A 20,641-nucleotide genomic window follows, 5' to 3' on the forward strand; every position below is an offset into this window, starting at 1 on the left:
CGATAAAACCGAACTTCGCCCTAAGCGAAGTCGCACGCCGGGCGGGGAAGAAACCAAATGCCCAATCTCACCATCAACGGGCGGACCATGTCCGTCGACGCGGCGCATGACACGCCGCTGCTATGGGTCATCCGCGAGCAGTTGCAGATGACCGGCACCAAGTTCGGCTGCGGCGCCGGGCTGTGCGGAGCCTGCACCGTTCATGTCAACGGCGAGGCCGTGCGCTCGTGCCAGACCATGGTCGGCGACGTCGCGAACAAGAAGATCACCACCATCGAGGGGCTGTCGCAGAAGGGCGATCATCCGTTGCAGAAGGCGTGGATCGCCGAGCAGGTGCCGCAATGCGGCTACTGCCAGTCCGGCCAGATCATGCAGGCGGCCTCGCTGCTCGCCAAGACCACGAGCCCGACCAAGGAGGAGATCGTCGCGCATATGGACGGCAATCTCTGCCGCTGCATGACCTATTCGCGGATCCAGAAGGCGATCCAGCGCGCCGCGTCCGAGATGCGCACCGCGTCCAACACGAGCGACCGGAGGGCGACATGAACCAGCATGTGAAAGCATCGCCGACGATGGCCACCGATCTCAGCCGCCGCTCCTTCCTGGTCGGCACCGCCGCCACCGGCCTCGTGCTCGGCTATGCCGGGCTGCCTGATCACGCGCTCGCAGCAGCGGCACCTGCGAACTTCGAGCCCAGCGTGTGGTACGCGATTGCGCCGGATGGCATCGTGACCGTGACCTGCGGCAAGGCCGACATGGGCCAGCACATTGCGTCGACCATGGCGCAGATCGTCTGCGAGGAGCTCGGCGCCGCCTGGAAGGACATGCGGGTCCAACTCGCCTCCAACGATCCGAAGTTCAACGATCCCGTGCTCGGCGCCCAGATCACCGGCGGCAGCTGGAGCACGATGATGAACTTCGACGCGATGAGCCGGGCGGGCGCCGCGGGCCGCATCGCGCTCACGGAAGCAGCGGCAGCAGCGATGGGCGTGCCGGCAACGGAGCTCGTCGTGCGCGACTCGGTCGTGATGCATCCGAAGACCAAGAAGCAGATGACCTATGCCGAGATCGTCAAGAGCGGCAAGATCACCAAGAGCTTCACGCCGGACGAATTGAAGGCGCTGACTCTCAAGACGCCCGATCAGTACACGATGATCGGCGTCTCGGTGCCACAGCTCGACATCCCCTCCAAGACCAACGGCACGGCGAAATATGGCATCGATACGATGCTGCCGGGCATGGTCTACGGCAAGGTCGTCACCCCGCCGGTGCGCTTCGGCGCCACTGTCACAGCGGTCGACGACTCCGAAGCCAAGAAGGTGCCGGGCTTCATCAAGGCAGTGACGCTCGACGACAAGACCGGCTCGACCTCGGGCTGGGTGGTCGCGGTCGCCAATACCTATGCCAACGCCAGAAAGGCGGCGGACGCGCTCAAGATCAGCTACGACAAGGGCCCGTATGCCAATGTCAGCACCGACACCATCATCACCGAGGCGATGCGGCTGCAGGCGCAGGATGACGCCGGGCAGTTCTTCGTCAAGGACGGCGATGCCACGGCGGCTTTGTCGGGCGCGGCCAAGGTGCTGGAGGCGGAGTACACCACCAGCATCAACATCCATGCTCCGCTGGAGCCGATGAACGCGACCGCCGAGTTCAAGGGCGACATCCTGCACATCTACTCCGGCAATCAGTTCGCGACCCGCTCCGGCGCGATCGCGGCAGGTGCCGCCGGGATCGATCCGAAGTTCGTCGTGATGCACCAGGCCTGGCTCGGCGGCGGCTTCGGCCGCAGGCTCGATGCCGACATGATGGTGCCGGCGGTGCAGGCGGCCAAGGCCGTGGGCAAGCCGGTCAAGGTGATCTATTCTCGCGAAAACGACATGACGATGGACTACTCGCGGCCGCTCACCTACCAGAAGGTCAAGGTGGGCCTCGACAGCAATGGCAAGCTCATCGCCCTGAGCCATGACGTCGTCTCGGCGTGGCCGACGGCGCGCTGGGGCATCCCCGACTTCCTGTCGCCCTCGGTCGACAAGAAGGGGCCGCTCGACTCCTTCACGGTCAACGGCGCCGACTTCTTCTACACGGTGCCCAACCACCATGTGCGCGCGATCAAGAACGAGCTCGCCCACAATGCGACGCCGTCCGGGCAATTGCGCTCGGTGGCGCCGGGTTGGACGTTCTGGGCGGTCGAGAGCATGATCGACGAGATCGCGGTGGCCTCGGGGCAGGACCCGGCGCAGTTCCGCATCGCGCTGCTCGACGGCAAGGGCAAGAACGACGGCGGCGCGCAGCGGCTGCGCAACACGCTGCTGGCGGCGATGGGCCTGTCCGGCTACGGCGCCAAGAAGCTGCCGCCGGGCGAAGGCATGGGCGTGTCCTGCGTGTCGTCGCAGGAGCGCGCCACCGCGAGCTGGACGGCGTGCGTCGCCCATGTCGCGGTTGCCCCTTCGGGGGCGGTCACGGTGAAGAAGCTCACGGTGGCGACCGACGTCGGCACGCAGGTCCATCCCGACAACATCCGCGCCCAGGTCGAGGGCGCGGCGCTGTGGGGCTTGTCGCTCGCGATGTACGAGAAGGCGACCTTGAAGGACGGCGGCATCGAGCAGACCAACTTCGACAGCTACACGCCGCTGAGGATGAGCCAGGTGCCGGAGGTCGCGATCGCCGTGATCGCCAATGGGGAGAAGGCGACCGGCGTCGGCGAGCCCGCGGTGACCGTGGTCGCGCCGGCGCTCGGCAACGCCATCTACAACGCCTGCGGCGCGCGGCTGCGCTCGCTGCCGATCACCGCCGCAGCGGTCAAGGCGGCGATGAAGGCGTAGCGTCGTCGCGAGACCATCGCTGTATCTGGGAACCGCCGGAGCTCGTCTCCGGCGGTTGCTTTTTGCGCCGCAGTCACATCCCCGCGCCGCACGATTTGAACGATTCCCTTAACGTCTCGCTCACCTGAAACGATACAGCTTGAATGATCGGCTTAAGCCGCGACGAACCCGTATGCCGGTAACTTGCATGGGCAGCAAACCGCAGGGGGCGAGCACGTATGAGCGCGACAGCCAAGCAGACCGTGACCCAGACCGCGACCAGGCGCCATCTCCTGCTCGCGTCGGATCGCGGTGACCAGAGCAGCGAGCTGGCGCGCATCCTGCGCTCGGTCGGCGATGTCGACATGATGCCGACCACCGAGATCCCCGAGAACCCCGGCAACCGCTTCTCCGGCGTCATCGTCGACATCAACCTGCGCTCGCCGGAGAGCGTGCAGCGGGTGCGCAAGAAGCTCTCGTCGCGCGCCTATAGCGAGGTGCCCCGCCTGTTCGTGCTCGCCGAGGCGCTGCACCATGCCACCATGCAGGCATGGGCGCTGGGCGCCACCGACACCATTGCGCGTCCGTTCAGCCCCGCCGACGTGCTGCAGCGCATTCGCTCGGCGCTTCCCGCCGACGACGGCTATGACGAGACCGATCGCGGCAAGCTGCTCAATCGCGGCGTCGAGGCGGCGCAGGCCGTCATGGTCAAGATCTTCGAGAAGCTGCCCGCCGGCGTCCAGTTGACGATGGAGGACATCGTCGCGGCCGAGAACAAGATCCTGAAGGCGATCAAGCACTCCTCGCTGCGCGAGTGGATGACCGTGGTCGGCTGCCATCACAACGACACCTATCGGCATTGCCTGTTCGTGACCGGCCTCGCGGTCGGCTTCTCGATTCATCTGGGCATGCGCGACGACGATCAGCGCCGGCTGGTCCGCGCGGCGCTGCTGCACGACGTCGGCAAGGCGTTCATTCCGGTCGCCGTCCTCGACAAGCAGGGCAAGCTGACGGCGGAGGAGATCGCGCTGCTGCGCCAGCATCCGCGCCGCGGCTACGAGGCGCTGTGGCGGCAGGGCGGCTTCCCGCCGGAGATGCTCGACGTGATCCTGCATCACCACGAGTTCCTCGACGGCTCCGGCTATCCCGACGCGCTGCACAACGAGCAGATCAGCGACATCGTGCGCCTCACCACGATCGTCGACATCTACGCCGCGCTGATCGAGCACCGCGCCTATCGACCGGCCTTCACGCATGCGCGCGCGTTTCAGATCATGGAGAACATGGGCCCGAAGCTCGACCAGCAGCTGCTGCAGGCGTTTCGCCCGGTCGCGATGGGCGCGCATTAGGACCGCGTGTCGCAACCTCGGTTCAATCCAGCAACTTGCGCAGCTCGGCCTTTGCGACCTTCTCCAGGGTCGAGCGCGGCATCTCGTCGACCAGCTTCACCTCGCGCGGCACCTTGAAGTCGGCGAGGCCGGCGCGGCAGGCGGCCAGCACCTTCTCGGCTAGCTCCTCGCGCGCGACCCCGGCTTGCGGGATGACGAACGCAACCGGCACCTCGTCCAGCATCGGATGCTTCTTGGCGACGACGGCGGTCTCGCGCACGCCGGGCACGGTGATGATCACCTGCTCGATCTCGGACGCCGCGACGTTCTCGCCACCGACCTTGAGCATGTCCTTGGTGCGGTCGCCGAACTTGATGACGCCGTTTTCCAGCCGCGTGACGCGGTCGCCGGTGAGGAAGAAGCCGTCGGCATCGTAGCTCGTCCGCGTCGCCTCCTCATTGTAGAGATACTCCGCAAACAGCGACAGGCCGGGCACGCCCTTGATGGCGAGATTGCCGGTGGCGCCGACTTCGGTCGGCCGGCCGTCATCGTCGGTGATGCGGATGGTGTATTCCGGCGCGGCGCGGCCGATCGACATCGGCGTGTTCGGCTGGTCGACCTCGCCGACGATGCCGTGGGTGATGGTCTCGGTCATGCCCCACCAGCCGATGATCTTGATGCCAAACTTGGCGAAGGCGGGCGGCTCGGACATCGCCGTACCCCACAGCCGGAATTTGTGATGCTTCGGCACCTCCTGGTCGAGCAGCGCCTTCATGCAGAACGGAATGGTCGAGGTCCAGGTGCAGCCATGCTCGAGCGCCACGCTCCAGAACCGGCTCGCCGAGAAGCGCGGCTGAATCACGCAGGTCGCGCCGACCCAGAGCGTTGCCAGCATCGAGTAGGCCAGCGCGTTGGTGTGGAACAGCGGCAAATAGGTCTGGTGCACGTCGCCCTGATGCAGGTCCTCATGGACGGCGTTGACCTTGGCGCCCCACAGCGCGTTGGCATGCGTCCACAGCACCGCCTTCGGCCGAGACGTCGTGCCCGAGGTATATTGCACGCTGCATGGCGCCAGCGGATCGGCCGGACGGCGCGGTCGGTCGGCGCTGTCGGCAAACAGGGATTCGAAGCGCTCGCCTCGCCCGACGTCCGACGCCTCCGCCTGACCCGGATCGTGCGAGATCACGGCCATCCACTTGAGATCGCGGCAATGCGCCGAGATCATCTCGGCATAGGCCGGCTGGGTGATCGCGGCCACCGCACGGCAATGGTCGGCGAAGTAGCTCATCTCGGCGGCCGCCGAGCGCGTGTTGGTGGTGACGGCGAGCGCGCCCAGCTCGACGCAGGCAAACCAGGCAAGCATCGCCTCGATGCAATTGTCGAGATGGATCAGCACGGCATCGCCAGGCTTGACGCCGCGCTTGACCAGACCGGCCGCCAAGGCGCCGACACGTTCGTGAAACGCGCCGTAGGTCCAGCGGCGCGCCGGTGCATCGAACGGCGCGGAGATCAGGAACGGATGGTCGCGCCGGGTCTCGCTGCGCAGCTTCAACAGCCAGGGCACGTCCATGCCGTCGAACGGCGTCACGGTGCCCGCTGCCATCGTCGTTCCCTTCATCTTCGCTCCCGTCGTTCTTGAGTACGGCCTGTCTCCGGCCGCTTCGTTCTCGTCGTCATCTTCTGCCACCTTGCGTCGCTGCGATCAAATCGGGATTGAACCCGTCTCCGTTCGCGGGCGACCAATGGCGCGGCAAGACACGCCCGGAGGTTTGCATGCAGGCCGAGCCACGATCATGGCGGCTGCCCGATGCCCGCTATTTCCAGATCGCGGCATTGGCGACGTTGCTCGCGATCAATTTCGCCGTGATCGATTTCGGCACGCGTCCCGCAGCGAGCGTGATCGCGGTCGCGGCGGCGCTGCTCACGCAGGCGGCCTGCTGCCGCATCTCCGGCGCCCCGCTCGATCTCAAGTCACCATTGATCACCGGCCTGTCGCTCAGCCTGCTGTTGCGCGCCGATGCACTGTGGCTGCATGCGGCAGCGGCAATGATCGCGATCGGCTCGAAATTCGTGCTGCGCATCGACGGCAAGCACGTGTTCAACCCGGCGGGGCTGGCGATCGTGGTGCTGCTGTTCAACTCCAAGGGCGTGTGGATCTCGCCCGGCCAATGGGGCACGGAGATCTGGTTCGCGAGCCTCGCCGGCTTCTTCGCGATCCTGGTGCTCAGCGCCTCCCGGCGCGCCGACATCGCAGTCTATTTCTTCGCCAGCCATGCCGCGCTGCTGCTGCTGCGCGCCGCCTGGCTCGGCGATCCCCTCGCGATTCCGCTGCACCAGCTGCAGAGCGGCTCGCTGCTGATCTTCACTTTCTTCATGATCTCCGACCCGCGCACCTCGCCGGACTCGCGCGTCGGCCGGCTGCTGTTCGCGCTGAGCGTTGCGGTCGCTGCGCACTACCTCACCTTCGCCCTGCAGATGCGGCCGGCGCTCTACGTGTCGCTGATCGCGCTGTCGCCGCTCACGCTGCTGCTCGACCGCCTCGTCCCTGAGACCCGCTTTTCCTGGCGTTCGTCCGTTCCCGAAGGAGGTTCGACATGATCCTGCGTTACAGCAAGCTCTTCCGCACCGGCGTCGCGGCCATCGCGATCCTGGCGAACGCGGCGATGGCGCCGGCGAATGCGTTTTGCGGCTTCTATGTCGCCCAGGCCGACGCGAAGCTGTTCAACCAGTCATCGAAGGTCGTGCTCGCCCGCGATGGCGAGCAGACTGCGATCACGATGGCCAGCGACTTCGAGGGCGACGTGAAGGAGTTCGCGGTCGTCGTCCCCGTGCCGACCTTCATCGAGCGCAAGCAGATCGGCGTGGTCGAGCCGAAGACCATCGACCATCTCGACAAATACACCGCGCCGCGGCTGGTCGAATATCATGACGCCGATCCATGTGCGCCGGTCGTCGTTGCGGCGCGGGCGATGCCGGCGGCGCCGATGATGGCAGGCGCTGTCTATGAGATGGCCCGGCGGAACTATGGCGTCACCGTCGAGGCCAGCTACGACATCGCCGAATACGACGTGCTGATCCTGTCGGCGCAGGAGAGCGACGGGCTGACGCGCTGGCTGACCGACAACAATTATCGCATTCCGCAGGGCGCGGACGCGGTGCTCGGCAGCTATATCAGGCAGGGCATGCGGTTCTTCGTGGCCAAGGTCAATGTCGAGCGGATGAAGAACATCGGCAACGGCACCCTGCGGCCGTTGCAGGTGCGGTACCAGAGTCCCAAGTTCATGGTGCCGCTGCGGCTCGGCACGGTCAACGCCAGGGGACCGCAGGACCTGATCATCTATGCACTCACCAGGAGTGGCCGCATCGAGGCGGCCAATTATCGCACGGTGAAGATCCCATCCGATATCGATGTCCCGCTCTATGTGAAGGACGAGTTCGGGCCGTTCTACAAGGCCCTGTTCGAGCGGGCCGTCGCGCGCGAGAACATGCAGGCGGTGTTCGTCGAATATGCCTGGGACATGGCGTGGTGCGATCCCTGCGCCGCCGATCCGATGAGCAACAAGGAGCTGGTCGAGCTCGGCGCGCGCTGGATCGGCAGCGACGATGACACCGCCTTCAGCCTCCGCCGGGGCACGGCCGGAGCCAACGCCTTCGTGACCCGGCTGCACGTGCGCTACGATGCGAAGTCCTTCCCCGAGGACATCGTCTTCGCCGAGACCAAGGACCGCAGCAATTTTCAGGGCCGCTATGTCCAGCACCATCCCTGGCGCGGCGAGGCGTCCTGTGCCGCGGCGAAGACCTACCGGGACAGTCTCGCCGCACGTTTCGCCACGCAGGCGACGGATCTCGCGCAACTGACCGGATGGTCGCGCAGCGAGATCGTCGCGAAAATGGACAAGAGCGGCGAGACCGTGACGAAATGACCTCAGGGCGGCCTCGGCTCAATCCTGATACGAGGAGATCTCGATCAGGCTGCCGTCGGGGTCGCGGCAATATATCGAGCGCAGGGTGCCGCGTGCGCCCTGCTTGGCGACCGGACCTTCCTCGACAGCGATGCCGAGCGCCGTGAGATGCGCCACCACCTCGTCTGGGGTGCTGGTGGTGAGGAAACAGAGGTCGTCGCTGCCGGCCGCCACATGGTCGGCCGTGAACCAGTCGACCTTGTCCGCGTCCTTCGGTCGCACGTTGATCTTCTGGTTCCCGAACAGCAACGACGTGCGCCTCACCTTGCCTTGTCCGGGATCGAACACCTGGACCGTCATGCCCAGCACCTGTTGGTACCACGCCGTCGTGCGGTCGACGTCGGCGACATTGATGACCAGATGATCGAGCGCATCGACCTTGATCGGCATGGGCTCTTCCCTCCTGATTGGATATCGATCTCGCCGCCATCGCGGCACTCTGTTACAGTCGATCCCGGCGGCTCGTTAGCCGCCGCTCAACGATAATGCCTGAGGAAACGCATGATTTCACGTCGTACCGCGCTTGGTCTGATCGCCTCCGCCGTTCCGTCCATCGCTGCCGTTGGCAAAGCGTCCGCGGCCGACTATCCCACCCGTCCGGTCCGCTTCGTGGTGGGTTATCCTCCGGGTGGCGCGACCGACATCCTGGCGCGGCTGATCGGCCAGCGGCTGTCCGAGGCGCTCGGTCAGCAGTTCATCGTCGAGAACAAGCCGGGCGCCGGCAATAATATCGGCACCGATGCCGTCGTGAACGCGGCGGCCGACGGCCACACCGTGCTGCTGGTCAATCCGGCCAACTACATCAATGCGAGCCTCTACACCAACCTGAAGTTCAATTTCGTTCGCGATATCGCGCCGGTGGCCTCGCTCAACCGAGTCCCCAACGTGATGACCGTCAACAAGGACATCGGGGCCAAGAACGTCGCCGAGTTCATCGCCTACCTGAAGGAGAACCCCGGCAAGGTGAACATGGCCTCGTCCGGCAACGGCACCTCGGTGCATCTGTCGGGCGAGATGTTCATGGCGATGACCGGCACCAAGATGCAGCACGTGCCCTATCGCGGCGCGGCGCCCGCAATCACCGACATGCTCGGCGGCCAGGTGCAGGTCATCTTCGACAACATGCCCTCCATCATCCAGCACATCCGCTCTGGCTCGTTGCGGGCGCTCGGCGTCACCACCCAGCAGCGTTCGCCGCAATTGCCGGACGTCCAGGCCGTCGCCGAGACCGTGCCCGGCTACGAGGCGAGCGCGCTGTTCGGCATCGGCGCGCCGAAGAACACGCCCAAGGAGATCATCGAGAAGCTCAACAAGCAGGTCAACGTCATCCTGGCCGAGCCAGAGATCAAGGCGCGTCTGGTCGACCTCGGCGGCGAGCCGCTGATCCAGTCGCCGGAGCAGTTTGGCGCCCAGATCGTCGCCGAGACCGAGAAGTGGAAGAAGGTCGTCGAGTTCGCCGGCCTGAAGGTCGAATAGGACGACGAAGCGACGCAATCGCTGGTCGGCCGCCGCAACATGTTCTCGATGCGGCGCCGGCTCGCCAGACGGGAGTCGAGGGCTGAAGGTGACGCGCCGCGCATGCGACACGTCACTGCCTTGGTTGGTGATCCGTTCCGCCGATTTGTCGTTTTTTGACCATGCCGGTGTGGTGCAACCCTCCGGCCAGAAGAGGAACAGATCATGCGCAAGGTGATGATGATGGCAGCCGGCCTCGTCGGCGTTGCACTTGGTGGCGGTATCGCGCCGGCCTCCGCAGGCGGTTACGACTATCCCTGGTGTGTGCAGGGCCGGGGCGTCGGCTATCCCGGCGACTGCTCCTATCACACCTTCGAGCAGTGCCGGGCGAGCGCCTCCGGGCGCAATGCAGGCTGTGGCATCAATCCGCGCGTCGCGTTCGATCCTGCCCGCCGCGGCCCCTCGGTCTATGTCGACATGCCGCCGCCGCGCCGCGTGCACCGCTATTCGTATTACTGACACCCTCGACCGAACTCGGCACGCGCGGCCGATCGGCTGACGCAGGCGCGCTCCGGGTTCGCGCGGGCTTGCATCGACTTTGCGTTCGTATATACTTTGTATTGCAAAGTTGAATGAGCCGGTCCCGGCTTCAGGTGAGACATGCGCGACCTCGACAAGGCGCTGGCGGACATCATTGCGATCCGCAGCCAGCTTGCGGCGGGCACGGCATTTCGCGGCTACGGGCCGGCGACGATGGCCGCGACCTCGGCCGTTGCGCTGGTCACGGCACTGCTTCAGCAGCTGTTTCTGCGCGACCCGACGGCGGACGCGTGGACGTTCCTGCTCGGATGGGCGGCGGCAGCCTGTGTCTCGCTGACGATGATCTGGTTCGAGATGCGGGCGCGGTCGCGCCGGCATCATTCCGGCCTTGCGGACGCGATGATCCACCAGGCGGTCGAGCAGTTCCTACCGGCGGGCATCGCTGGCGTGCTGCTCGCGGTGCTCTTGTGGAAGTTCGCGCCGGAGGCGCTGTGGATGCTGCCGGGCCTGTGGCAGATCCTGATGTCGCTCGGCGTGTTCGCGTCGGTGCGCTCGCTGCCGCGCACGGTGGCGCTGGCCGGGGCGTTCTATTTCCTGGCCGGCTTCGCGGTGCTGCTGGTGGGCAGCGCCACGCATGCGCTGTCGCCATGGACGATGGGGCTTCCGTTCGCGATCGGACAGGGGCTGATGGCGGGCATTCTGTATTTTGCGACCGGAGAGTCCGATGTCGAAGACTGACGGCAGCGCGCCGTTCTCCTATGACGGCCTCGATCGCGTCATCCACGAGAAGGCCCGGCTCGGCCTGCTCACCTCGCTGATGGCGCACCCGAAGGGTCTCGCTTTTGCCGACCTCAAGCAGCTCTGCGGGCTGACCGACGGCAATCTGTCGCGGCACCTGCAGGTGCTGCAGGAGGCCGGCCTCGTCGAGGTCACCAAGGGCTATGAGGGCAATCGCCCTCACACCACTTGTCGGCTGACCAAGGCGGGACGCCGCCGCTTCCTCGATTATCTCGCCGTGCTCGAGCGCCTCGTCCGCGACGCCGCGGCCGCTGCCGGCAAGGAGCATACGCCATCGTCGGTCGGCCTGATCCCCGGCCGCGTCTGAATCGCGCATCGCATTTTTTTTGACCTGGAGCTTTGCAATGCAAAGTAGTCTGCAACCGAAATCGCCTGCTGTGTCGGATGGCCTGCATGTCGGCATCATCATGGACGGCAACGGCCGCTGGGCGACGCGCAAGGGCTTGTCGCGGCTGCGCGGGCACGAGGCGGGCGTCGACGCGATCCGTCGCGTCGTCGAAGCCGCGCCCGACCAGGGCATCGGGACGCTGACGCTGTATGCGTTCTCCAGCGACAATTGGCGACGCCCGCGTGCCGAGGTCGCCGCCTTGATGGCGCTGTTGCGGGTCTATCTCGCCAGCGAGGTGGAGTCGCTGGTGCGCAACGGCGTCCGCCTCACGGTGATCGGCCGCCGCGACCGGCTGCCCGGCGGCATCGCCGACGCCATCGGCCGGGCCGAAGCGGCAACCCGCAATGGCAGCACCCTGCACCTGCGCATCGCCGTCGACTACTCAGCGCGCGACGCGATCCTCGAGGCCGCAGCGAAGGCCCGCGAGATCGACGGCCTGACGCGTGCGGCGTTCTCCGACCTCGTGACGGGCGAAGCCGGCTTGCGCGACGTCGACCTGATCATCCGCACCTCCGGCGAGCAGCGCCTATCCGATTTCCTGCTCTGGGAAGGCGCCTATGCCGAGCTGCATTTCACCCAACGGATGTGGCCCGATTTCGATGCCGCAGATCTGGCGCAGGCGCTCGCCTCGTTCCGCAGCCGCGAGCGTCGCTTCGGCGGCCTCGAGGCGGTGCCGCTGGCGCCGGCACCGGTCTCCTGACGCCGACGCAATCTTTCCGCGCATCGGGGAATCATCTACCGCTTGCAGCACGAGCGCAGAGATCCCCTGATGAAGCACAAGCCGCGCCGGCCCGCCGGCAAGCCCCCGGTCAAATCCGGATCGATGGGCCACAGCGATACGCCTGATGCGCTGTGTGCCGCCGCCCTGCGGCTGCTGCGCGCCGGCCAGCTCGCGCAGGCCGAGGATGCGTGCCGCCGCGCGCTGACGCTGGACGCGGCCTCGCTCGACGCGCTGCGTGCGATGGGACAGGTCTGCCTGGCGCTCAAGCGCGCCGATGATGCGATCGAGTGGTTTGCCCGCGCCGTTCGGCAGGACGTTTCCGCAGCGGAGTCCTTCGTCGGCTTGGCGCAGGCGCTGCGGGACTCCGGCCGCGTCGATGAAGCGATCAAGGCCTATGATCGCGCGCTGCAGCTGCAGCCGGATGCGGTGGAGAGCTGGGATGCGCTTGGCGAACTGCTGCAACTGAGGGAGCGGCACGCCGAGGCGGCGCTGGCCTGCGATCGGCTGCTGCAGCTCGCGCCCGATCGTGCCGCGACGTGGTTTCGTCTCGGCGAGGTGCTCGAAGCCCAGGGCCGGCGTGACGAGGCGGCGCTGGCCTTCGATCAGGTGGCACAGCTCAAGCCAGATCATGTCGAGGCGGCCAACAAGGCCGGAGCGCTTCATTTCGATGCTGGCCACTACGAGCAGGCCATCTCGCGCTTCGGGCAGTCGCTGGCGGTGATGCCGGATCAGGCGGGCGTGCTGTACCTGAAGGGCATCGCGCTGCGGCGGCTGCGCCGCTACCAGGAAGCCGAGACTCTCGGCCATCGCGCGCAGGTGCTGGCGCCTGACAATCCCGACTTCGCCAATGGCTATGGATGCATCCTGCAGAACCTCGGCCGTCATGATGACGCCGTCGCCATGTTCGACAAGGCGATCGCGCTGCGGCCGCAGACCGCGGATTTCCACAATCATCGCGGCACGTCGCTGGCCGAGCTGCATCGCTTCGCAGAGGCGTTCGAAAGCTTCGATCGCGCCGTCGCGCTGCGGCCTGATCTGGCCGATGCGCATTGGAACGCGGCGCTGTTCCGGCTGTTGACCGGCGACTTCGCCCGTGGCTGGGCGGCGCGCGAATGGGGACGAAAATGTCGCGCCGTCGGCTTCGTCGAGCGCAGCTTCGAGGCGCCGCTGTGGCTTGCCGACGCGCCCCTCGCCGGCAAGACGATCCTGCTCCATAGCGACGAGGGGCTCGGCGACACGATCCAGTTTTCGCGCTACGCCACAATGGTGGCCGCGCAGGGCGCGCGCGTCGTGCTCGAGGTCGACGCGCCGCTGCAGCCGCTTCTGTCCGGCCTGGATGGCGTGGCGCAGTGTCTTGCCCGCGGCATCGATGCGCTGCCTGCCATCGACTATCACTGTCCGCTGTCGAGCCTGCCGCTCGCGTTTGACACCCGGCTCGATACGATCCCTGCCGCGCCGTGCTATCTGCCGCGCCCTCCCGAGGCGCGCCGGGCGATCTGGGAACAGCGACTCGGTCCGCATGACCGCTTGCGGGTGGGCCTGGTCTGGTCGGGCAACCCCGCGCATCTCAACGATCACAACCGTTCGATGCCGTTGCCGACGCTCGCGCCGCTGTTCGAGATTGGCGCGCGGTTCGTCAGTCTGCAGAAGGAGCCTCGGTCGTCCGACAAGGCCGCGCTCGCCGCGCGCGACGACATTCTCGATCTCACCGCCGACATCGGTGACTTCGTCGATACCGCGGCGCTGATCGATAATCTCGACCTCGTCATCACCGTCGATACCAGCGTGGCGCATCTGGCCGGCGCGCTGGGCAAGCCGACCTGGATCATGCTGCCCTTCACGCCGGACTATCGCTGGCTGCTCGGCCGTGACGACAGTCCGTGGTATCCGAGCGTGCGGCTGTTCCGCCAGGATGCGCGACGTGACTATGCCGACGTCGTCGCGCGCGTTCGCGAGGCGCTCGCCGCACCGCTCGCGACGTTCAGCCCCTGATGAACGCTTGAGCATCGACCAACGCCATAACTGAAATGTGATTGGCTGGCTGAGCCGCCGGCGCGTGCCGCCTGATGGCGATTGAGCTGCGTCAACGGATTTCTGCGTGCGTATGGCAAACGGAACGCCTGCTTCAGCGACGAAGGCGTTTTTGGAATGAATCAGCAGGAATCCGAGCTCGTCAGCGACATCCGGCCCGTTCAGGACGTGCGTGCTGAGCCCGGCGCTGTCGTTCCCGCGTCGGCGGTGCCTGTTCCCGTGTCCCATCAGCCGCGGCGCAGGTGGGCGTTGTGGCCGCTTCTGCTGCTCGTGCTCGCCGGCGGAGTCGCCGGCGGTGGCGGTTATGTCTGGTGGCAGCGGCTGCATCCGCCGCTGCCGCTCGGCATCAGCGTCAGCAACGGTCGCATCGAGGCTGACCAGATCGACATCGCGACCAAATTTGCCGGGCGCGTCGCCGAGCTGCGCGCCGATATCGGTGATCGCGTCGAGGCCGGGCAGATCGTGGCGCGGATGGACACGAAGGAGCTGCAGCAGTCGCTGTCGAAGGCGCAGGCCCAGGCCGAGCAGGCGCAGCACGTCGTCGATCAGGCCCGCGCCAATCTCGCGCAATTGCAGGCGCACAAGACGCTCGCCGAGCAGGAGATGGAGCGCACGCGCAGCCTGCTGCAGAACGGCTGGACCACACGCGAGCTGGCCGATCAGCGTCAGCAGGCGCTCGACAATGCCACCGCCGGCCTCGCCGGCGCGCAGGCGCGAATTTTCGAAGCCGAACGCGGGCTCGAAGCGGTTCGTCACGACGTCGCGCTCTACACCGTCCAGATCGCCGACAACTCCCTGATCGCGCCGAAGCCCGGCCGCATTCAATATCGTCTCGCCAATGTCGGCGAAGTCCTCGCCGTCGGAGGCAAGATCTTCACCATGCTCGACATCGGTTATGTCTACATGGACGTGTTCCTGCCGACCGAGGAGGTCGGCAAGGTCAAGATCGGCACCGAGGCGCGCATCGTGCTCGACGCCTATCCGGATCGTCCGATCCCGGCGAAAGTGTCGTTCGTGGCGAGCCAGGCGCAGTTCACGCCGAAGACGGTCGAGACCCGGAGCGAGCGCGACAAGCTGATGTTTCGCATCCGTGTGCGCGTCGATCAGGATAGATTGGCCGCGCACGCCGATGCCGTGAGGAGCGGGTTGCCGGGCGTGGCGTATGTCCGGTGGAATCCGGACGTCGCATGGCCGGCGCGTCTGCACGTGTCGCCATGACGGCTGACACGATCGGCGATGCGCCTCCGGTCGCGATCGTCAGGAACGTCTCGCAGCGCTATCGAGACGTCGTCGCGCTCGACGATGTCTCGATCGATATTCCCACCGGCCGCGTTGTCGGGCTCATCGGTCCCGATGGCGTCGGCAAGTCGTCGCTGCTGTCGATCCTGGCCGGCGCGCGCGCGATCCAGGACGGCCAAGCGCGCGTGCTCGGCGTCGACATGGCGGACCGGCGCGCCCGCACCCAGGTGTGTCCGCGGATCGCCTACATGCCGCAGGGCCTCGGCAAGAATCTCTATCCCGATCTCAGCGTGCGCGAGAACATCGCGTTCTTTGCCCGGCTGTTCGGCCAGTCGAGGTCCGAGCGCGAGTGGCGCATCGCCGAGCTGATGGAAGCGACGGCGCTGTCCGATTTCGCCGACCGGCCGGCGAAAAAGCTGTCCGGCGGCATGAAGCAGAAGCTCGGCCTGTGCTGCTCGCTGATCCATGATCCCGATCTTCTCATCCTTGACGAGCCGACCACCGGCGTCGATCCGCTGTCGCGCCGGCAATTCTGGGACCTGATCGACCGCCTGCGCGCGCGCAGCACGGCGGGCATGAGCGTCATCGTCGCGACCGCCTATATGGAGGAGGCCGAGCGTTTCGACTGGCTGATCGCGATGAACGACGGGCGCATCCTCGCGACCGGCACGCCAGCGGAGCTCAAGGCGCAGACCAAGGCGGCGTCGATCGAGGACGCGTTCGTCGCGCTGCTGCCCGACCGCCCGGCGCGCGACCGGGCCGAGATGCCGGCGAAGTCCGAGCTCGACGGCAGCCAAGAGACCGTGATCGTCGCGCGCGACCTGACCTGCCGCTTCGGCGATTTCACCGCGGTCGACCGCGTGAATTTCCAGATCCGCAAGGGCGAGATCTTCGGCTTCGTCGGCTCGAACGGCTGCGGCAAGACCACGACGATGAAGATGCTGACGGGGCTGCTGCCGCCCACCGAAGGCGAGGCGCTGATCTTCGGCCGCTCCATGGAGGCCGGCAATCATGAATCGCGCAGCCGCGTCGGCTACATGTCACAGGCCTTCTCGCTCTATGGCGAGCTCACGGTGCGGCAGAACCTGGTGCTGCATGCGCGGCTGTTCCATCTGCCGCTGGCCGCTGCCGGGAAGCGGATTGCCGAACTGGTCGAGCGCTGCGACCTCACCGACCATATCGACAGCCTCGCGGCCGATCTTCCGCTCGGCATCCGCCAGCGCCTGTCGCTCGCGGTGGCGATCGTCCACGGACCCGATCTGCTGATCCTGGACGAGCCGACGTCGGGCGTCGATCCGGTCGCGCGCAATCAGTTCTGGCGCCTGCTGATCGAACTTTCGCGTCAGGATGAGATGACGATCTTCGTCTCCACGCATTTCATGAACGAGGCGGCGCGCTGCGACCGGCTGTCGCTGATGCATGAGGGGCGGGTGCTGGCGACCGATACGCCGGACGGGCTGATCCGCGCCAAGGGCGTGCAGACGCTGGAGCAGGCGTTCATCGCCTTCCTCGAGCAGGATGCCGGCGTCGCCGATCCGCCGGTCACGCTGACCCAGGCGAAGCCCGATCCGCGTCCCGTCGATCGGCCGCAGGACGACCGGGGGCAGGCCGCCTTCAGTCTGCGGCGGCTGCTCGCCTATACGATCCGCGAAGGTCTCGAGCTGATCCGGGACCCGATCCGGCTGATGTTCGCGCTGTTCGGAACGGCGTTCCTGATGATCGTGATCGGCTTCGGCATCTCCACGGACGTCAACAACCTGACCTTCGCCGCGCTCGATCGCGATCAGTCGCCGGAGAGCCGTGCCTATCTGTCGGAGCTCAGAGGCTCGCGCTATTTCGTCGAAAGGCCACCGCTCGCGGACTATGCCGAGCTCGAACGGCGGATGAAGAGCGGCGACATCAAGGCCTCGATCGAAATCCCGCCGAACTTCGGTGTCGACATCAAGCGCGGCCGGCCGGCCTTCGTGTCGGCCTGGATCGACGGCGCGATGCCGTTCCGCGCCGAAACCATTCGCGGATATCTCGAGGGTACGCATCAGCTCTATCTCTCCGATCCCGCCGTCAAGACGACGCAGCCGTTGCCGGCCTCGTCGGTCAATGTCGAGATCAGGTTCAAGTACAACCAATCCTTCGACAGCATCTACGCGATGGCCCCAAGCACGATCGCGCTGCTGCTCGCGCTGTTTCCGGCCATCCTGATGGCGCTCGCGGTCGTGCGCGAAAAGGAGCTGGGGTCGATCACCAACCTCTATGTCACGCCGGTGACGCGGCTCGAATTCCTGCTCGGCAAGCAGCTGCCTTACATCGCCGTCGCGCTGGTGAACTTCGTGCTGATGTATGTGATGGCGACGGTCCTGTTCCGCGTGCCCCTCAAGGGGGCCCTTCTGCCGCTGATGGTCGGTACGTTCGTCTATGTCGTCACCACCACCGGCTTCGGCATGCTGATCTCGACCTTCTGCCGCACCCAGATTGCGGCTCTGTTCGGGACCGCCATCCTCACCGTGCTGCCCGCCACGCAGTTCTCGGGCATGCTGGTCCCGGTGTCGTCGCTGTCCGGTGTGGCCAAGCTGATCGGCATGGTTTTCCCGATGACGTACTACCGCCCGATCGCGGTCGGCACCTTCACCAAGGGGCTGGGCTTTGCCGATGTCGGCGCCGACATCCTGATCCTTTTGATCTTCATTCCCGTCCTGACGGGGTTCAGCCTGGCGATGCTGCCGAAGCAGGAGGCGTGAGCCATGATGCACTCGCTCTCCAACGTGTTCTGGCTCGGAACCAAGGAGCTGCGCAGCCTGTTCGGCGACGTCGTGCTGATCGGGCTCGTGATCTATTCGTTCACGGTGGCGGTGATCAGCCAGGCGCAGAGCAGCTCGCAGGAGCTGCATCGCGCCTCGATCGCCGTCGTCGATGAGGACAGCTCCGAGCTGTCGCGTCGGATCGCCAGCGTATTCCAGCTGCCTTACTTCCAGCCGCCTGTCTACATCAGCCAGGGCGAGGTGGAGCGGCTCATGAACAGCGGCCGCTTCACGTTCGTGCTCGACATCCCGCCGAACTTCCAGCGCGACGTCCTTGCCGGGCGGAGGCCGTCGGTGCAGCTGAACGTCGATGCGACCGCGATGATCCAGGCGGGAATCGGATCCGGCTATGCGCTGCAGATCATCAACACCGAGGTCGCCTGGTTCGTGGCCCGATCCGAGACATCCTCGCCCTCCCCGGTCAATCTGGTGACGCGGATCGCGTTCAATCCCAATGTCACGACCGCCTGGTTCGAAGGCGTGATGGGCATCATCAACAGTGTCACCATGCTTGCGATCATCCTGGCCGGCGCGGCGCTGGTGCGCGAGCGCGAGCATGGCACCATGGATCATCTGCTGGTCATGCCGCTGTCGCCATTCGAGATCGCGATGTCGAAGATCTGGGCCAACGCGCTGGTGATCGCGGTCGCCGTCGCCATCGCGCTCTATGCCGTCGTGCGGTGGTACCTGCACGTGCCCATCATGGGCTCGATCCCGCTGTTCATGGTGGGCACCGTGCTCTATCTGTTCTTCGCGACCGCCGTCGGGTTGTTTCTCGGCACCATCGCGCGATCGATGCCCCAGCTGGGCCTGCTCTATATCCTCGTCGCCGTGCCGATGAACCTGTTGTCGGGCGGGATGACGCCAGTGGAAAGCCAGCCGGTGTGGCTCGCCACGATCATGAAGGCGTCGCCGTCGACGCATTTCGTGTCGTTCGCCCAGTCGATCCTCTATCGCGGCGCCGGCATCGATGTGGTGTGGCCGCAATTCGCTGCGGTCGCCGCCATCGGCGCCGTGGTCCTGGCGCTGACCTTGCGGCGCTTCCGGGCGGCGATCGCGGCGGCCTGACCCGCCCTAGACCCCAACAAAAAAGCCTCGGCACTGGGCCGAGGCTTTTCCTTGAATGGCGTCGCTATGGATGACGGCGATCAGTAGCGCGCGGCCACCGGGCCACCAAACTTGTAGTTCACGCCGACCCGGACCGTGTGGAATGAGAAGTCCTGGGACAGGCGCTCGACGTAGTTCGAGCCGGGCGGGGCGAAGGTGCTGCCCGGGACGTAGGCCGAAGTGTAGTTGATGCTGCCGAGGTCGGTGTAGAGATATTCAGCCTTGACGGTCCAGTTCGGCGCAAACGCATGCTCGACACCGGCGCCGACCGTCCAGCCGACCCGCGTCTCGTTGGCCGAGGCGGTCTTGGTGTAGCCGTTCGCCGAAGTCAGATCCCAGCTGCCCTTGACGTTGCCGACGGCGAGACCGCCGGTGACGTAGAACAGCGTTGTATCGACCGCGTAGCCGGCGCGGCCGCGCAGGGTCATGAACCAGTCGTTCCGGATGCTCTCGTTGAAGGTGCGGGTCGTGGGCGGGTTGGCCGCCGTGTAGACCGTCCGTTTGTTGAGGTCCGATCCGTTGATGTCGGCCTCGATGCCGAAGACGCCGGCACCGCTCTGCCAGTTGTAGCCGGCCTGCAGACCGCCGAGCACGCCGGCTGGATTGAGCCGGTTGTTGCTGATGTTGACGAACTGATTCTGGAAGGCGGCGCCTTCGACCGCCCAGCTGCTGGTCTGGTCCAGCGTCGTGTTCAAGTTCGACCGGCCCCAGCCGTAGCCTACGCTGCCGCCGAAGTAGAAGCCGGTCCAATTGTAGATCACGGCCGGGGGAGGAGCCTTGGTGTAGCGGGCCGGCAGATCCGCGGCGAATGCGCCGAGCGAGCTGGCGAGGAGCAAAGAGACGGCTGAGGCAAGGGTCTTCATCGGTCACAATCCTCAATTAAAATGTGCAACATTGAGACAAGCTTTTCTCACAATTTGGCCTGTTAGGCTGTAGTCCAACTACAACACTCGTGATCGTAGGTGTCTGTGACGGCGTCACTTTCTGCGCGTATGGTCTTAACCTTAAGTCATTGTAAATCCGGATGGGCGGTCAACTGATACCGACCTCTTTCCACGAACCGGACAATCCGCCGCAGTGCGTTAGGCAACGATTCGCCAACCATCCGGACACGCTGTCCCGCCCGCTAACGATTTCGCAAAGCGCGCACGTGCACCTTCGGCGCGTCCTGGAGGACGGAGAGGGGAGTGCATCATGAACGGGGAAGCGGTTCTCGAGAACGTAAGGCGCTATCGGACCATCGCCTCCTTGTACCGCCAGACCGCGGCATTTCGCCCGCATCAGCGCGACTCGCTGCTGATGCAGGCCGCCGAATGGGAAAGCCGTGCGGTCGCCGAGCTCGAGGATTATTTCGTCGCTCGCCAGGCGCCGTCGCAACCGCCGGCGAACATCAACTACAATATGAGCCATCACGGAGCCTCCTCCCGGCCGTCGCACCTGCAGATGGCGGCCGCGTAGTTCTTCGGACACAGC

18 protein-coding genes are annotated in these 20,641 nt (G+C 65.9%); 15 read left to right on the forward strand and 3 right to left on the reverse strand.

Annotated elements, in window-relative coordinates; genetic code table 11:
* Positions 1–57: 57 nt before the first annotated feature.
* From QX039_RS13795 to QX039_RS13805, 3 genes are all read left to right on the forward strand, one after another.
* Positions 58–546 carry a (2Fe-2S)-binding protein gene (locus QX039_RS13795; protein WP_315735504.1) on the forward strand — a complete coding sequence of 163 codons (489 nt, stop codon included), beginning with the start codon at positions 58–60 and terminating at the stop codon, positions 544–546.
* A complete protein-coding gene (locus QX039_RS13800) occupies positions 543–2,825 on the forward strand; it encodes a xanthine dehydrogenase family protein molybdopterin-binding subunit (RefSeq protein ID WP_315735502.1) in 2,283 nt (760 codons plus the stop codon). The genes QX039_RS13795 and QX039_RS13800 overlap by 4 nt, the downstream gene beginning before the upstream one ends.
* 218 nt (positions 2,826–3,043) lie before the next feature.
* Positions 3,044–4,153, forward strand: a complete 1,110-nt coding sequence (locus QX039_RS13805) for an HD-GYP domain-containing protein (protein WP_315735500.1) — start codon at positions 3,044–3,046, stop codon at positions 4,151–4,153.
* A gap of 22 nt (positions 4,154–4,175) precedes the next feature.
* Here the strand turns inward: QX039_RS13805 and QX039_RS13810 are convergent, their stop codons facing one another.
* Positions 4,176–5,750, reverse strand: a complete 1,575-nt coding sequence (locus tag QX039_RS13810) for an AMP-binding protein (RefSeq protein WP_315735498.1) — start codon at positions 5,748–5,750, stop codon at positions 4,176–4,178.
* Positions 5,751–5,905: 155 nt separating this feature from the next.
* Here QX039_RS13810 and QX039_RS13815 point away from each other — a divergent pair, with 155 nt between their 5' ends.
* Complete coding sequence (locus QX039_RS13815) at positions 5,906–6,730, forward strand: RnfABCDGE type electron transport complex subunit D (protein ID WP_315773297.1); 825 nt, start codon at positions 5,906–5,908, stop codon at positions 6,728–6,730.
* A complete protein-coding gene (locus QX039_RS13820; protein ID WP_315773295.1) occupies positions 6,727–8,055 on the forward strand; it encodes a DUF2330 domain-containing protein in 1,329 nt (442 codons plus the stop codon). Before QX039_RS13815 ends, QX039_RS13820 begins: the two co-directional genes overlap by 4 nt.
* Positions 8,056–8,073: 18 nt before the next feature.
* Here the strand turns inward: QX039_RS13820 and QX039_RS13825 are convergent, their stop codons facing one another.
* Positions 8,074–8,484, reverse strand: a complete 411-nt coding sequence (locus QX039_RS13825; RefSeq protein WP_315773293.1) for a VOC family protein — start codon at positions 8,482–8,484, stop codon at positions 8,074–8,076.
* A gap of 111 nt (positions 8,485–8,595) precedes the next feature.
* On the opposite strand from QX039_RS13825, the gene QX039_RS13830 reads away from it, so the two are divergent.
* From QX039_RS13830 to QX039_RS13870, 9 genes are all read left to right on the forward strand, one after another.
* Positions 8,596–9,570 carry a tripartite tricarboxylate transporter substrate binding protein gene (locus QX039_RS13830; protein ID WP_315773292.1) on the forward strand — a complete coding sequence of 325 codons (975 nt, stop codon included), beginning with the start codon at positions 8,596–8,598 and terminating at the stop codon, positions 9,568–9,570.
* A gap of 204 nt (positions 9,571–9,774) precedes the next feature.
* Entirely contained in the window at positions 9,775–10,068 is a 294-nt protein-coding gene (locus tag QX039_RS13835; protein WP_315735488.1) for a DUF3551 domain-containing protein, read from the forward strand.
* 141 nt (positions 10,069–10,209) lie between these two features.
* A complete protein-coding gene (locus QX039_RS13840; protein WP_315735485.1) occupies positions 10,210–10,827 on the forward strand; it encodes a hypothetical protein in 618 nt (205 codons plus the stop codon).
* Positions 10,814–11,194, forward strand: a complete 381-nt coding sequence (locus tag QX039_RS13845; RefSeq protein WP_315735483.1) for a transcriptional regulator — start codon at positions 10,814–10,816, stop codon at positions 11,192–11,194. The genes QX039_RS13840 and QX039_RS13845 overlap by 14 nt, the downstream gene beginning before the upstream one ends.
* Before the next feature lie 37 nt (positions 11,195–11,231).
* Positions 11,232–11,975, forward strand: a complete 744-nt coding sequence (locus QX039_RS13850; protein WP_315773290.1) for a di-trans,poly-cis-decaprenylcistransferase — start codon at positions 11,232–11,234, stop codon at positions 11,973–11,975.
* Between the two features lie 69 nt (positions 11,976–12,044).
* On the forward strand, positions 12,045–13,988 hold the full coding sequence (locus tag QX039_RS13855) for a tetratricopeptide repeat protein (RefSeq protein WP_315773288.1): 1,944 nt from the start codon (positions 12,045–12,047) through the stop codon (positions 13,986–13,988).
* Between the two features lie 156 nt (positions 13,989–14,144).
* Positions 14,145–15,245, forward strand: coding sequence for an HlyD family secretion protein (locus tag QX039_RS13860; protein WP_315773287.1), 1,101 nt, complete (start codon positions 14,145–14,147; stop codon positions 15,243–15,245).
* Positions 15,242–18,001 (forward strand): ribosome-associated ATPase/putative transporter RbbA, encoded by a 2,760-nt coding sequence (gene rbbA / locus QX039_RS13865; RefSeq protein ID WP_315773286.1) that lies wholly within the window; start codon positions 15,242–15,244, stop codon positions 17,999–18,001. The genes QX039_RS13860 and rbbA overlap by 4 nt, the downstream gene beginning before the upstream one ends.
* Before the next feature lie 3 nt (positions 18,002–18,004).
* Positions 18,005–19,129, forward strand: coding sequence for an ABC transporter permease (locus tag QX039_RS13870; RefSeq protein WP_315773284.1), 1,125 nt, complete (start codon positions 18,005–18,007; stop codon positions 19,127–19,129).
* Between the two features lie 80 nt (positions 19,130–19,209).
* On the opposite strand, the gene QX039_RS13875 is transcribed toward QX039_RS13870, so the two are convergent.
* Positions 19,210–20,031, reverse strand: a complete 822-nt coding sequence (locus QX039_RS13875; RefSeq protein WP_315773282.1) for a porin family protein — start codon at positions 20,029–20,031, stop codon at positions 19,210–19,212.
* A gap of 331 nt (positions 20,032–20,362) precedes the next feature.
* Between QX039_RS13875 and QX039_RS13880 the strand changes: the two genes are divergently transcribed.
* The gene (locus QX039_RS13880) at positions 20,363–20,626 is read left to right on the forward strand and encodes a hypothetical protein (protein WP_315773280.1); all 264 of its coding nucleotides are present in this window, start codon (positions 20,363–20,365) and stop codon (positions 20,624–20,626) included.
* Positions 20,627–20,641: the final 15 nt, after the last annotated feature.

It is taken from the genome of Bradyrhizobium sp. SZCCHNR1043 (assembly GCF_032489675.1).
Lineage (GTDB): Bacteria > Pseudomonadota > Alphaproteobacteria > Rhizobiales > Xanthobacteraceae > Bradyrhizobium.